Source organism: Pedobacter metabolipauper (assembly GCF_004362715.1).
GTDB lineage: Bacteria > Bacteroidota > Bacteroidia > Sphingobacteriales > Sphingobacteriaceae > Pedobacter > Pedobacter metabolipauper.
The window spans coordinates 542,992-557,836 of record NZ_SNYC01000004.1; the positions used below are offsets into that span (position 1 = coordinate 542,992).

A 14,845-nucleotide genomic window follows, 5' to 3' on the forward strand; every position below is an offset into this window, starting at 1 on the left:
GGAATTAAAGAACAACAATTCATGAAGCCATTTTTAAAAGAAGTAGCAGAAAAGCTGGTTGCAACACTTGGCAACAACCTGCAGCACTCGGCCATCATTTTTAATAACAAGCGCCCTGTTCCTTACCTGCAAAATCATTTGGCAGCTGTAATCAACAAGCCATTCTGGAGCCCATCTTTTTTTACCATACAGGAATTCTTTGCCCTGTCTTCAAAATTGAAGATTGCAGATACCTTTAGCCAGTTTTTTATCCTGTACAAAAAATACAACGAACTGATTGTTCTGGAAGGGGGAACCCCAATTGAACCAGCTAAATTTTATCCCATTGCCAGGATCATTTTAAGTGATTTTGCGCAAATAGATAACGACCTGGTCAACGCGAAGAACCTGTTCCAGCAAATGGAAGACTTTGCCGAGATTGATTATCAGTTTGATTACCTGACCGAAGAGCAGCAGGAGTTTTTAAGAGGCTTCTGGACTTCCTATTCTGAGGGTAAACAGAAAAACCAACAAGCTCAGTTCATTAAAATGTGGCATCGGATGCCACAACTGTATGATGGATATCGCGCTGCACTCAAAGAAATGGGATTAACTACCATGGGTCACGTGTATCGCCAGCTGGCAGAAGACCGGGCAGAACTGCCCGGGTTTATAGATGAATTTAGTAGAGGCAAACTGATCTTTGTCGGTTTTAATGCATTGAGCAGGGCTGAAGAGGTTGTGTTTAAACGCTGGCAAAATGAGGGTAAAGCTGTGTTCTATTTTGATACAGACAGCTATTATTTGAATGATCCCATGCAGGAAGCAGGACTCTTCCTGAGAAAGAACCTGCAAAAAACAGGATTAATAAATGCATTGGAAGGGGAAAGATCACTGATCCGTGCCAACCCTAAGCATGTGGACGTCTATAAGACACAGGGACAGGTTGCACAGGCAAAGATCCTGCATACTGCATTAAAAGAAGATTATCCGTTGTTGAGGAGCCAGGATAATGCCGGAAAGATAGCCCTCATCCTTGCTGATGAGAGTCTGCTGCTACCCATTTTGCAAACCATTCCTACCCACTACACCGAAGCAGAGCAGCATTATCCGGTCAACATTAACGTAACCATGGGTTATCCACTGGCTTCATCATCCATTTTTGGACTGGCAGATCTTTGGCTATGCGTACAGTCGGCATTGGTTAACGAGACCAGGGAAACGGTAAGCCATAAAGATGTGGCCGCTTTCCTGTCGCATCCCCTAACGGGGGTATCAGAAAAGATGCGCAGTAAGATCCAGCAGGTAATGCTAAAAGAACAACTTGCGGAAGTTCCAATATCAAGGCTGCAAAGTCAAAAGGGACTGATCCAGCTGTTCTTCACAAAAATAAAGAGCAGCAAAGATGCAGCAGGGGCATTACAGGATATTTTTAAATGGATCCTGGAACAGCAGCTTGCAGATCAAACGCTAAGACAGACAGAAGCAGACCTTTTCGTAGCTACGATAAAAGAACTGAACCGCCTGCACGATGCCCTTAGTGAATACCTTCCTGGCCTAACCAAGTCCAAAGAACTGTCTTTTGTACTTTCTTTAATTCAGAAGGCGGTAAAGGGAATTTCTGTGCCGCTAACGGGAGAGCCACTTCAGGGAATCCAGGTTATGGGGCTGCTGGAAAGCAGGAGCCTCGATTTTGAAAAGGTATATATCTTAGGTGTTAATGAAGGGCTTCTGCCTCAAACGAGCGTTTCGCCAAGCTTTATTCCTGACAGCATCCGCAGGGCATACGGGTTGCCGGTTATCGAAAATCAGGATGCCATTTCAGCCTATATGTTTTACCGGTTGCTGCAGCGATCAGAAAAGGTAAGCCTGGTGTATAATGCACAGGCAGACGATACGAATACCGGAGAGCCTACCCGTTTCTTAAGGCAGCTGGAATATGAAAGTGGCTATACCTTCAATTACCTGGAACATAAACAGCACATCAGTACTGAAAAAAGACCTTTGGTAACCGTAAAAAAAGATAAAAAGGTGATGGAGGTATTAAACGGTTATTTGAATGGCACTACGGCACTATCCGCATCCGGATTAACTACCTATATCAATTGTCCGCTACAGTTCTTTTACCGCTATGTGGCGAAGATTGAAGAGCCCAAAGAGATTGTAGAGAACCTGGAAGCCAATAACATTGGATCTATGCTGCATTATGTGCTCGAAACATTCTATAACCAGCTGATGACCGAAGATGCGCTTATTACTAAAGAACGGATCACTGCCCACCGCAAAGAAATCCCACAGCTCGCCGTTAAGGCATTCGCTATGGTGATGTACAACAATGCCGATTACCAGGTTCAGCTCAATGGGATGCAAAAAGTGGTGATGGCAATCGTAGAGGAATATGCAGGTGTAATTTTAGATTACGATGAGCAAGAAGCACCATTTGAGATCCTGGCCCTGGAAAAAAAGGACCGGACTAACTTTAAGTTTAGCGTAAACGGCATAGAGAAAAGCATTACGCTGCATGGCATAATCGATCGGATAGACCGTAAAAATGGCATCACACGGATTGTTGATTATAAAACGGGTAATGATATTTTAAGATACAGTAACCTGGTTGATGTTTTTGATACCAACGGCAGCAAGCAAAATAAAGCGCTGGTACAAACACTTTTTTATACCTATGTATTTGAACAGGCCAATGCGGTGCAGTTTGTGGAACCCAATCTGTACAGTACGCGAAATATGCGCAAAGAAGGTACTTATTTTATGGAGGGACGTGACAAGCTGAAGTTAAGCGGAGAAAAACTGCAGGGAATTAAGGAAGAATTTATCACGTTTGTTCAGGCTAAGCTGGAAGAGCTATTTGATGAGAACATCCCATTTATACCTACTCAAAACGAAGCCGGATTTATGTATTCGCCATATCAAACCCTATGCGGAGTATAGACAATCATAAATGCTGTGTAACACTATTGTTTACTACCGTCGCCCTGACAAGGATAAAATTGCATTTAAAGACAATTTTATCTAAGTTTGCCGAAGTTAATATTTCTATATACAATGAGAGAGATTCAATTTAGAGAAGCTTTACGTGAAGCCTTAAGCGAAGAAATGCGTAAAAACGAGAACATTTTTTTGATGGGCGAGGAAGTTGCACAATACAATGGTGCTTATAAGGTTAGCCAGGGAATGTTAGATGAATTTGGCGACAAAAGGATCATAGATACTCCAATTGCTGAATTAGGCTTTACCGGTATTGGTATTGGTGCAGCAATGAATGGATTGGTTCCAATCATAGAGTTCATGACATTCAACTTCTCTTTGGTTGCTATAGATCAGATCATTAACGCAGCAGCAAAAATGTTGTCTATGAGCGGTGGTCAGTTTTCTGTACCGATCGTATTCCGTGGCCCAACAGGTAATGCAGGTCAGCTGGGCGCACAACACTCTCAGAATTTCGAGAACTGGTATGCCAACTGTCCGGGATTAAAAGTAGTTGTTCCATCTACGCCATACGAAGCAAAAGGATTGCTTAAACAAGCGATCATAGATCCGGATCCGGTTATCTTTATGGAATCTGAGGTGATGTATGGTGATAAAGGAGAAGTTCCTGAAGAAGAATATTACCTTCCAATAGGTAAAGCTAACGTGGTAAAAGAAGGTACAGATGTAACCATCGTAACTTTCGGTAAAATGCTTACCCGCGTCGTAAACCCTGCTGTTGAAGAATTAACTAAAGACGGTGTTAGTGTTGAAGTAATCGATTTACGTACGGTACGTCCTATTGATTATGCAACCATCATCGAATCTGTGAAGAAAACAAATCGTTTGGTCATTGTAGAAGAAGCATGGCCACTGGCTTCAATCTCTTCAGAGATTGCATTCAACATCCAGAAAAATGCGTTTGATTATTTAGATGCACCAGTATTAAGGATCACTTGTGCAGATGTACCACTCCCGTATGCACCTACACTGATTGCGGCGAGTTTGCCAAATGCAGAAAAGGTAATTAAAGCAGTAAAAGAAGTATTGTACGTAGCAAAATAGTACCAATTAATTAAAAAAAATATAATCCCGCAGGCTAAACCGCTGCGGGATTTTTTTTTAATTTTGCCGCCATTGTACTTAAAAAGACCAAACAGAGATTAAAATGAGCAATCACGCTACACTAATTGCTGCGGAGTTAGCAATAAACCAACAGCAAGTAAAAGCAACTATTGAACTATTGGACGAAGGGGCAACAGTTCCCTTCATCTCCCGTTACCGGAAAGAAATGACCGGAAGTTTGGACGAGGTACAGGTTGCCGCAGTCCGAGATAGGTTTCAGCAGCTGCGGGAACTTGATAAGCGCAGGGAAGCGATACTAAAAGCCCTTTCGGCACTGGACAAGTTAACACCAGAATTGGAGCGCCAGATCAATGCAGCTACCAACATTGCAACTATAGAAGACATTTATCTTCCCTATAAACCAAAACGTAAAACCCGCGCATCAGAAGCACGTAAAAAAGGACTGGAGCCTCTGGCGCTGCTAATTCTGGAACAGCGGAAATCCGATCCTGAAACAGAAGCCGTTCCATTTTTAAATGAAGAGCTGGGCGTTAACTCCATTGACGAAGCGCTGGCAGGGGCACGGGATATTATTGCCGAAATCATCAATGAGCACATCGAGGTAAGAACATCGATGCGGAAATATTTCCTGCAAAATGCGGTATTTAAAGCGACTGTCATTAAAGGTAAGGAAGAAGAAGGAATTAAGTATAAGGATTATTTTGAATGGGATGAGCCATTAAAAGCAGCACCATCACACCGTATCCTGGCCATGCGCAGGGGAGAGAATGAAAATATTCTTAAGCTGGAAAGCATGCCTGCCGAAGAAGGTGCCATTGATATTCTTGAAAAACAATTTATCAAAGCCAACAACTCCAGCGCATCTCAGGTAAAACTGGCTATTCAGGATAGTTATAAACGCCTTTTAGGACCAGCAATGGAAACGGAAGTCCGCAGCCTGTCCAAAGAAAAGGCAGACGAAGAAGCCATCCGTGTATTTGCTGAAAACGCAAGGCAGCTACTATTGGCAGCGCCTATGGGCGAAAAAAATGTATTGGCCATAGATCCCGGCTTCCGTACCGGATGCAAAGTGGTTTGCCTGGATCAGCAGGGCAAACTCCTTGAAAATACAGCCATCTATCCGCACAACGGCCAGCGGGGTGCAGCAGATGGTGCAGAAACGATTAAAAAGCTGTGTGCTAAATATTCAGTTGAAGCCATTGCCATAGGTAATGGTACAGCAGGACGGGAAACAGAGGTGTTTATTCGCGGACTGCAGCTTTCAGACGTTCTGATCGTTATGGTCAATGAGAATGGAGCATCCATCTATTCTGCATCAGAAGTAGCGAGAGAAGAATTCCCTAAGCATGACATTACAGTTCGCGGAGCAGTTTCGATTGGCCGCAGGTTGATGGACCCGTTAGCAGAGCTCGTTAAGATCGATCCCAAATCAATTGGGGTAGGACAGTACCAGCATGATGTAGATCAGAATAAATTACAAGCATCGCTGGATGATACGGTAATGAGCTGCGTAAATGCGGTTGGTGTTGAATTGAATACCGCCTCTAAGCAAGTGCTTGCCTATGTATCCGGGTTAGGTCCGCAACTGGCACAAAATATTGTCACTTACCGGAATGAGAACGGTGCATTTAAGAACCGCGAGAGTTTAAAGAAGGTGCCGCGGCTAGGGGATAAAGCTTTTGAGCAGGCCGCAGGTTTTTTACGGATCAGAAATGCCGAGCATATACTGGATTCCAGTGCGGTTCACCCGGAGCGTTATGCGCTGGTTAATAAAATGGCAAGGGATCTGAATTGTACGGTTTCACAGCTTATGCGGGACAATGACCTGCGCAAGCAAATTAAATTGCAGCAGTATGTAAGCGATGAGATTGGATTACCGACACTTAATGACATCATGAATGAACTTGCTAAACCAGGCAGGGATCCGCGCGAGCAGTTCGAAGTATTTAGTTTTACGGATGGTGTAAATGCAATAGCAGACCTTAAGGTTGGTATGAAGCTGCCTGGTATTGTTACCAACATCACCAATTTCGGTGCTTTTGTTGATATTGGCGTGCATCAGGATGGCTTGGTCCACACCAGCCAGTTGTCTGATAAATTTGTAACCAATGCCAATGATGTAGTTAAGGTACATCAAAAGGTAGAAGTTACGGTTGTTGAGGTTGACGCAGTAAGAAAACGGATTTCACTATCGATGAAACTGGGATCTGCCAAGCCCAATGGAGGAAAGCCTTCTGCAGGAAAACCTGCTAATAGATCAAGGCCTACAGAGAAGCCAGTTAAGCCTGCAGCTAATGCGCCGCATAAGCCCGGTAAGCCTGCCCAGGTTAAACAAAAACCACTTCCTGACGGAGACTTGCAGTTAAAGCTTGAAGCGCTTAAAAACAGGTTTAAATAAGTATATCACCATAGACTTTCTTAAGGTCATTGTGTAATCCTATATGGCTGAATAATTAATTTGCAGATGCAATGGTTATTCAGCCATATATTTTTATAGATTATATCTTCAATCTAACTCCTATTGTTACCTAATTTTTATAAATTGGTGCTTTCGGTCTGAAGGCTACCTGCTAAAAAGGTAGTTCTGAGATCAATTGCTTATTCTTTCCAAATATATCAATTCAGGAGCCTCCGCTATGTTAATATCTTTTAATGGTCCCGTTATGAAAATTTATACTAAGATATTTCTTGTGTTTGTCGTTCCGGTGTTGTTGTTGAGTTGTAAACCTAGCCGCATGAATAGCTCAGATCATACACAATGGGCAGAGTACTTAGGTGGCCCGGAAAGGAATCACTACTCATCATTAGCTCAGATTAATGTTTCCAATGTGGCTAAACTTCAAATAGCCTGGGAATATAGATCTGGCGACTCTGGCCAGGTCCAATGTAACCCGATTATTGTAAACGGCGTACTCTTCGGTGTAACGGCATCAAACCAGGTATTTGCGTTAGATGCAGCAACAGGTAATGAAAAATGGAAGTACACCCAGCCAGGCGAGGGAACATCTAACGTAAACCGCGGGGTTACCTATTGGGAAGCGGATGGAGATAAAAGAATTCTATACGCCTATAGCTCCTTTTTATGTGCGTTAAATGCAGAAACAGGACAACCGGTAAAATCTTTTGGAGACAACGGAAAGGTAAGTTTGTCTGCCGGATTGGAACCCAATGCCAAAGAACGCTTTGTCGGCTCAACCACGCCAGGAACGTTATTCAATGATCTCATCATCATGCCCCTGCGTGTGGGAGAAGGCGAAGGTGCAGCCATTGGATACATTCAGGCCTTTAATGTAAAAACGGGAAAGTTGGCATGGATATTTAAAACCATACCGGATGCAGGAGAAAAAGGGGCATCAACATGGCCTTCATATATTAAAAGTAACGGGGATGTTGGAGGTGTAAATAACTGGGCAGGTATGGCCGTAGACCGGGAGCGGGAAATCATTTATATACCTACAGGTTCGCCTGCGTTTGACTTTTATGGCGGCAACAGATTGGGAGACAATCTTTACGCCAATTGTTTGCTGGCATTAAATGTACGTACGGGAAAATATATCTGGCACTATCAAATGGTTCACCATGATGTTTGGGACAGGGATCTTCCTGCACCGCCAAATTTATTAACGGTTACACACCACGGAGAAAAAATCGATGCGGTTGCTCAGGTTACCAAAAATGGATTTGTGTTTCTCTTTGACCGCGAAAATGGCAAACCACTTTTTCCAATTGAGGAGAAGAATTTCCCTAAATCGGACATGCCGGGGGAGGTGGTATCAAATACGCAGCCTGTTCCAGCGATACCAAAGCCTTTTGCAAGGCAGCAGCTTAATGAGGGCGACATCAGTACCTTTGCTGAAAATCGCAGCGAACTCCTTGCATCTTTTAAGAAAGCTAAAAAAGGAATGTATCAGCCACTTGGCTTTATGCCAACGGTGGTTCTTCCCGGTGCAGATGGTGGTGCAGAATGGGGAGGTGCAGCAGCAGATCCTGACGGAATCCTATATGTAAATTCGAATGAGATGCCCTGGCTCTTTAGTCTGAGCAAAACGGTTTCGGTAGCACAGCAATCGAATTTAACAGCAGGAAACCTGCTTTACAATAATACATGTATCACTTGCCATGGGGCATCACTTAAAGGAAATCCTGCAAGTGGTTATCCATCACTGGTTAACATTAAGGAGCGGGTGGGCCGTAAAGTGATCTCCAATTTAATTACCAGCGGAAGGGGAATGATGCCTGGATTCAGTAATATGAGTACTGCCCAAAAACAATCCATCATCGATTTCCTGTTTCATGAAGAAAAAATTGAGGCGCCTTCAGGTAAGACAAAGAACGCTGTTCCTGAATTTGCTGGACCTTATAAGTTTGATGGATACAATAAATTTTTGGATAATAATGGTTATCCCGCTATAACGCCGCCCTGGGGCACATTGACCGCGATTGATTTAAACACAGGTAAGCATTTGTGGCAAAAGACACTTGGTGAGTTTAAGGAATTGAGCGCAAAAGGAATTTCTCCAACTGGAACAGAGAACTATGGAGGGCCGATTGTAACCGCAGGCGGGCTGCTGTTCATTGCTGCTACAAAGGATGGGATGTTCCGGGCTTTTGATAAAAAGACAGGAAAACTGCTCTGGGAAACGGAATTGCCCGCTGCAGGCTTTGCTACGCCGAGTACTTATCAGATCAATGGAAAACAGTACATCGTTATCGCCTGTGGCGGAACGAAGCTGGGAACAAAAAAAGGAGACAGCTACATGGCATTTTCTCTTTAGTAATTTCTACTTAATGCTCATGGCGTTTAAAATTTTTCTTGTCTTTGATGTTCGCGTGCATCCTCAATTTGCTGCAATGCGATTTTTTAAGACTTGGAGATCAATCAACCAACCTGATCAGGTTTCCAGTAAAACCCAGGGTAAATTCAATCTCTGATGAAAAAGTCTCTTTTTTTCCCTGATGATTTGAATGACCTGCTTCTCTAAATCTTTTTTTTGTAATCTCTTTTTTTGTCTTGCAGATCTTAATTTAACCTGCATTAGATCAAATGACATTTGATCAATGTCCATTTTAATGGTTTCTTGAAGTTCTTGATGATGTTGAAATCTCAAAATTCGTCCTTAAGTAAAGGATATACCCTTTCAGGATGCAGTTAACCAAAATGGTGTAGTGGCAGAAGTAATTCTGGATCAGGGTGTGTTTACACCAGTAATGATTTCAATAAAAATAAAGGAAAACAGAATTGCGGCTGCCTTAGATCAGGAAGCTTGCGAAAGGGGCGATATGTGAATACGTTCTGTCATGATTCCTATTTGTTAAAACAATGAATAGTAAGGAATTGAAGCAAAGGTACAATTATATTTATATTTTGAAGTATCAGAAGACAGATTGAATTATAATTCAATCTGTCTTCTGATACTTTCTTCGAGAGAGATCAGCGTTTCGGTGCGTTGAATTCCTTCAACAGCCTGGATCTCTTCATTAAGTACATGCCTCAAATGGTTGGTGTCTCTGCAGATGATCTTAGCAAACATGCTATAGGAACCAGTTGTATAATGTAATTCAACAACTTCTTTAATTTTACTCAGCTGTGCAACCGCATCCTTGTACTGAATTCCTTTTTCGAGGTATATGCCTAAAAAAGCACAAATGTCATATCCTGCTTTTTGTGGGTCTATGATCAAATGGGAACCCTTAATGATTCCCATTTCATGCAGTTTCTTCATTCTTACGTGGATTGTTCCACCGGAAACAATGAGATCTTTGGCAATTTCAGTGTAAGGCTTGGTGGCATCCTGCATCAACTGCTTGAGGATGTCAATATCCAGGTTATCAATTTCTAAATTTTGGTTTTCTTTTTTAAGCATCGGTTTAATATTTGGTAATGAATATCTAAGATAATTATAAATATTATAAAAATAAAATTAAATGTTTAAAATATTTGCAACGTATTTAGGTTGTTGTTACATTTGTATCAAGCAAGTAGCAAAAAATAGTTCTTTAAAACTTGTTTATACTCTGTAGGGTGGTGAAATTGGCAGACGCACCTCCTTGTCTCGGTGGTGGAGAAATTGGAAAACCTGTAAAGGCTAACCACTCCTTGAAGGTTCGACTCCTTCCCCTACAGCCATTAAATAAACGGGCTAATACCTGGATATTTAGAAAGACCGTACTTTAAATAATGTTGGGTGGTGAAATTGGCAGACACGCCTTCTTGTCTCGGTGGCGGGGATTCATGGATAAACGCAGTTTATGGGTTGACCACAAATTAATTTTTGAACTGTAGCTAACTACCCCTTGAAGGTTCGACTCCTTCCCCAACAGCCAGTTTTTTTATGAATAATAAGTTAGTTAAAATCGAGTGACCCCGGATAGGGTCACTCTTTTTTTTGCGATCTGCTCTTACAGTGACCGGAGAGGGGGGCACATGGCATATATATAAAAATCGATGTTATTTGTATGAAATATGGCTATAATACGTGTTTTCTATTGCTAAAGCAATAGCAGAGCAATACAATACCCAAACAAAAGCAATACAAAATACGGAGAATAAGTAAGCCCTCACTAGGCAGTTTCAGAACCTGCAGTTGTTACTGCTACATCCTGCTGGGTTTTGCAGCCTCATAAAATTGGGTTGAAAATAACTTAAAAAAGGCAGCCGCATGATTTTGTCATAAGGCTGCCTTTCAAAAATATTGAAACACTATTTCTTTTCTGCGTTGTATTTTTCGCTGAACTTTCTATCCAGTTGTTTATGAAGATTATCCAGATTGATATCTCTTCCCTGGATGAATGCTTTTTCAACCGTGTTTGATTTCATGTCCAGTGCATCACCGGCAGAAATTAAGAAAGTAGCATCTTTACCGGTTTCTAAACTTCCAACGGTTTTATCAAGACCTAAGATCTTTGCTGTATTTAAGGTAATGGTCTGTAATGCCTTTTCTTTATCCAGTCCCCATGCTGCAACAGTTCCAGCCATAAAAGGCAGGTTTCTTTGCTGCCAGTAACCATCAATGCTCAATACCACATTAACTCCGGCATTAGCCAGGATACCTGCGTTCTTGTACGGCATATTTACATCATCATCCAGATTATTTGGTAATGCATGCGGTTGCTTAACCACAACGGAGATGTTGTTGTCCTTTAAGAAAGCGGTAATCAGATAAGCTTCGTCACCACCTACAATAACTGGGGTAACGCCATGTTTTTTAGCAAAATTTACCGCTGCAATAATGTCTTTCTGACCATCAACAGTAATGAATAATTTCTCCTGTCCGTCAAACATGTGTTTCATTGCAGCAAGACGCGCATTGGTCACTGTAGGTTTATCGGTCTCTGTATAGGCTTTTGCTTCTGTAAATAGCTGGTCTAATTCATTGATCTGGGCTTGTGTACGTTCCTTTAATGCGTCAGGTGAGGTCATTCCCATCCGGCCGCCGCCGCCAAAACCACCTCTAAACCTTGGTACTACCGGCCAGGTCATGTGCTGCGCATCGTCTTTTCTCAATGCCGCATCTTCCCAGTTCCAGGCATCCAGTTGTACTACAGATGAACTTCCTGAAATTACACCTCCCTGAGGTGTAATCTGAGCCATGAGCACACCATTGCTCCTCAATGTAGCTGGAACCTTTGAATCGGTATTGTAAGCCACTAAAGCTCTGATGTGCGGATTGTATGTGCCTATTTCAGAAAAGTCTAACGTTGCTTTTACAGATTCATATTCCGTTAAACCTAGATTGGTAATGGGTGCAATAAAACCCGGGTATACGTGTTTACCATTCGCAGTGATCACTGTAGATCCGGTTAGGTCAAACTTGGCAACGGTAGCATCGCCAACGCCCAGGATCTTTCCTTTATCAAAGATCAGGTAGCCATTTTCAATCACAGTGCCATTACCTACATGGATCTTGGCACCCATGATAATGGTTTTCTTGTCCTGGGGTTTTGCAGGAGAGATGTTGGCTTGTGCAAAGGTGCTTAGTCCAAACCCGGCCATTAATCCGGTTAAAATATATTTATTCATGAGAATGATTCCTTTCTAGTTCAGTAAGTTCAAGAGAATAGTCTTCCAGGGATTCGCAGTTATATAAACGCGGAGCCATAGCTTGCGGACGCTGGGTTCTGCCACCGGTTTTTTTGCTGTCCAGCATTTTTTGGATCAGGCGTTTACGCTCTGCCTGCTGATCTTTTCTAACCTGTACATCTCGTTCCATATCCCAATAGGCTATTCCGTCAACAAAAGTCTTTTCAGCTTTTGCATAGATCGATAGCGGGTTATCAGACCAAACGACTACATCTGCATCTTTGCCTGCTTTCAAACTGCCTACTTTGCTATCTACATGGAGCATTTTTGCCGGATTTAACGTGACAAATTTCAATGCATCTTCTTCCGGAACACCGCCGTAAAGAACGGCTTTACCAGCTTCCTGGTTTAAGCGGCGTGCCATCTCAGCATCATCTGAGTTAAAGGCGGTAGTAATACCCACATTGTGCATGATCTTACCATTATAAGGAATCGCCTCAGCAACCTCCATTTTATAGGCCCACCAATCTGAGAACGTAGAGGCACTGATGCCGCGTGCTTTCATTTTATCGGCCATTTTATAACCTTCCAAAATGTGTGTAAACGTATTGATCTTAAAGCCAAGGCTATCGGCTACATTCATCAGCATGTTAATCTCCGATTGAACGTACGAGTGACAGGTAATGAAACGTTTATTATCCAGAATTTCTACAATGGCGTCCAGTTCAAGGTCGCGGCGTACCGTATTTCCTTTAACAGCCATTGCTGATTTATATTCTTTAGCGCGTGTAAACTCATCCACAAACGATTGTTCAACACCCATCCGCGTTACCGGGAAACGGGCACCTGTACCGAAGTTACTTTGTTTTACGTTTTCTCCCAATGCAAACTTAATGAAGCCATCGCTGCCTGCAAATTTCAGTTCTTCCGGTAATTTACCCCATCTTAACTTAATCAGCTGTGCTTGTCCGCCAACCGGGTTTGCGGAACCGTGTAAGATGTGTGAAGTGGTTACCCCACCAGCAAGCTGACGGTAAATGTTTACATCTTCAGAGTTAATGATGTCTGCAATCCGTACTTCTGCAGATGACGACTGTGCGCCCTCGTTAATACCACCTGTGCCTGCAATATGAGAATGTTCATCAATAAGGCCTGCAGTAATGTGCTTGCCTGTTGCATCGATCACTTTCGCGCTTCCTGCACTTAGGTTTTTACCAACGGCTTTAATTTTTCCATTCTCCAAAAGGACATCTGCATTTTGCAGGATCCCTTCTTTTTCATTGGTCCAAACTGTTGCATTTTTTAACAGAACAGCTTCCTGCTTTAATGGCTCGGCAGTACCGAAAGCACTAAATGGATAGATCAGGCTGCCGTTAGGTTGTGTTTTTTTAACTTCAGGCTTTTTAGCAAGGGCATTGTTTACACTGTCTTTTGCCACAGGGCCATCTTTTTTTGCAGTAACGATAAAGCGTTTTCCCTGAACCCAGTTTTCTTCAATGATATTCGTTTTCTTGAAAAGACTGTCTGAGGTGATGATAAAGTTAGCCAGCTTTCCTTTTTCAAGTGTACCTACTTTATCAGCAATCCCGATCATTCCTGCTGGAATTTCGGTTACAGCCATTAGTGCTTGTTTTTGTGAAAGGCCGTTTTCTATGGCCGACTGGATATTGGTCCAGAAGTCTTTTACGTTATCCAGTCCAAAGGCAGTAAGAGAGAACTTAACACCTGCTTTTTCCAGTACTCCCGGATTTGTAGGTGCAAATTCCCAGGCTTTCATTTGTGCCAGGGTAATGCTTCTTGCTTCCACGGAATCTTCAACTTCATACGCTTTAACGAAGTTGATCGGAATGATCAGGCTTGCTCCCGTTGCTTTAACCGCATCAATTCTTTGGTATTCATCACCATTTGATTTGATGATGAATTGCTTTCCAAACTCTTTACCGATCTTGTCTGCGCGAAGAATGTTTTGCCATCCATCGGCTTCAAAGATCTGTGGGATCGTTTGTTGTTTGTTAAACTCTTCTAAAGAGATATTATATTCTTCTTTCTGTTTTGCATACCATAACGCATCGTAATAGGTTTGACGGATTAACGCAATGGAACCCATCAATGAAGTTGGATAATCATTTTGTGAGGTTCCTTTATTGAAAGAGTAGTTTGCTGCAGTTTGAGTATTCAGCATGGTACTGTTTTCGCGTTCATCACTTAGGGTTACTGCTGCAGAGGTTCCGCGTGCAATGCCGTCCCGGTTGATTACGTTAACGCTGCCAAAACCTGCCTTACGCAAGTCATCAGCCTTTTTGCTGTCTGCAGTAAAAAGGGCATTGACATGGGTTTCAGGTCTGATCGCCTCATTCCATCCATAAGCTCCTTTTTTTGTTGAGGTGAAGATCGATTGACGACCGCCACCACCTCCACCACCCATTCCGCCGCCAGCGGTTCTTGCAGCTTCCACAATTCCGTATGAGGTAAAGGGATCTATTAGCGAAGGGTAGATGAATTTACCTTTAAGGTCTACAACAATATAGCCTTTAGGAACTGTAATACCGGTACCAACGGCTTGTATGGTTTGACCTTTAATTAATAGGGTTCCATTATTAATGGTTTGGTTGGCATTTACTACAATGCTGGCATTTGTAAACGCATACAGACCCGGTTTAATGTCATAAGAACCATTAACAGGATAGGTTTGCTGTGCAAACAGGAGTGTAGCAGAAAATACCAGAACGAGACTGAGTAAAATTTTCTTCATAAAATTTAGTTAAGAGCTTAAAGCTA

Annotated in this window: 7 protein-coding genes and 2 tRNA genes; 6 read left to right on the plus strand and 3 right to left on the minus strand. The window is 42.4% G+C overall.

What is annotated here, in order from left to right:
• Positions 1–21: 21 nt before the first annotated feature.
• From ATK78_RS09050 to ATK78_RS09065, 4 genes are all read left to right on the plus strand, one after another.
• Positions 22–2,925: a PD-(D/E)XK nuclease family protein gene (locus tag ATK78_RS09050; protein WP_133575764.1), complete on the plus strand. Its 2,904-nt coding sequence runs from the start codon at positions 22–24 to the stop codon at positions 2,923–2,925.
• 114 nt (positions 2,926–3,039) lie between these two features.
• Positions 3,040–4,026, plus strand: a complete 987-nt coding sequence (locus ATK78_RS09055; RefSeq protein WP_133575765.1) for a pyruvate dehydrogenase complex E1 component subunit beta — start codon at positions 3,040–3,042, stop codon at positions 4,024–4,026.
• Between the two features lie 103 nt (positions 4,027–4,129).
• Positions 4,130–6,445, plus strand: a complete 2,316-nt coding sequence (locus tag ATK78_RS09060) for a Tex family protein (protein ID WP_133575766.1) — start codon at positions 4,130–4,132, stop codon at positions 6,443–6,445.
• A 337-nt stretch (positions 6,446–6,782) separates the two neighbouring features.
• The gene (locus tag ATK78_RS09065) at positions 6,783–8,822 is read left to right on the plus strand and encodes an outer membrane protein assembly factor BamB family protein (protein WP_208112334.1); all 2,040 of its coding nucleotides are present in this window, start codon (positions 6,783–6,785) and stop codon (positions 8,820–8,822) included.
• A gap of 615 nt (positions 8,823–9,437) precedes the next feature.
• Here the strand turns inward: ATK78_RS09065 and ATK78_RS09070 are convergent.
• Positions 9,438–9,911, minus strand: coding sequence for an Lrp/AsnC ligand binding domain-containing protein (locus ATK78_RS09070; protein ID WP_133575768.1), 474 nt, complete (start codon positions 9,909–9,911; stop codon positions 9,438–9,440).
• A 152-nt stretch (positions 9,912–10,063) separates the two neighbouring features.
• Here ATK78_RS09070 and ATK78_RS22735 point away from each other — a divergent pair.
• Positions 10,064–10,174: transfer RNA gene (locus ATK78_RS22735), tRNA-Asp, on the plus strand.
• A gap of 52 nt (positions 10,175–10,226) precedes the next feature.
• Positions 10,227–10,371, plus strand: a tRNA-Asp gene (locus tag ATK78_RS22740).
• 376 nt (positions 10,372–10,747) lie between these two features.
• Here the strand turns inward: ATK78_RS22740 and ATK78_RS09075 are convergent.
• Together ATK78_RS09075 and ATK78_RS09080 are read right to left on the minus strand one after the other, a co-directional pair.
• Positions 10,748–12,067 carry an amidohydrolase family protein gene (locus tag ATK78_RS09075; RefSeq protein ID WP_133575769.1) on the minus strand — a complete coding sequence of 440 codons (1,320 nt, stop codon included), beginning with the start codon at positions 12,065–12,067 and terminating at the stop codon, positions 10,748–10,750.
• Positions 12,060–14,819: an amidohydrolase family protein gene (locus tag ATK78_RS09080; protein WP_133575770.1), complete on the minus strand. Its 2,760-nt coding sequence runs from the start codon at positions 14,817–14,819 to the stop codon at positions 12,060–12,062. Before ATK78_RS09080 ends, ATK78_RS09075 begins: the two co-directional genes overlap by 8 nt.
• Positions 14,820–14,845: the final 26 nt, after the last annotated feature.

What these genes read in the sequence shown, in the direction of transcription:
- ATK78_RS09050 (WP_133575764.1), top strand. Translation starts at nt 22, where the DNA reads ATGAAGCCATTTTTAAAAGAAGTAGCAGAAAAGCTGGTTGCAACACTT.
- ATK78_RS09055 (WP_133575765.1), top strand. Translation starts at nt 3,040, where the DNA reads ATGAGAGAGATTCAATTTAGAGAAGCTTTACGTGAAGCCTTAAGCGAA.
- ATK78_RS09060 (WP_133575766.1), top strand. Translation starts at nt 4,130, where the DNA reads ATGAGCAATCACGCTACACTAATTGCTGCGGAGTTAGCAATAAACCAA.
- ATK78_RS09065 (WP_208112334.1), top strand. Translation starts at nt 6,783, where the DNA reads ATGAATAGCTCAGATCATACACAATGGGCAGAGTACTTAGGTGGCCCG.
- ATK78_RS09070 (WP_133575768.1), bottom strand. Translation starts at nt 9,911, where the DNA reads ATGCTTAAAAAAGAAAACCAAAATTTAGAAATTGATAACCTGGATATT.
- ATK78_RS09075 (WP_133575769.1), bottom strand. Translation starts at nt 12,067, where the DNA reads ATGAATAAATATATTTTAACCGGATTAATGGCCGGGTTTGGACTAAGC.
- ATK78_RS09080 (WP_133575770.1), bottom strand. Translation starts at nt 14,819, where the DNA reads ATGAAGAAAATTTTACTCAGTCTCGTTCTGGTATTTTCTGCTACACTC.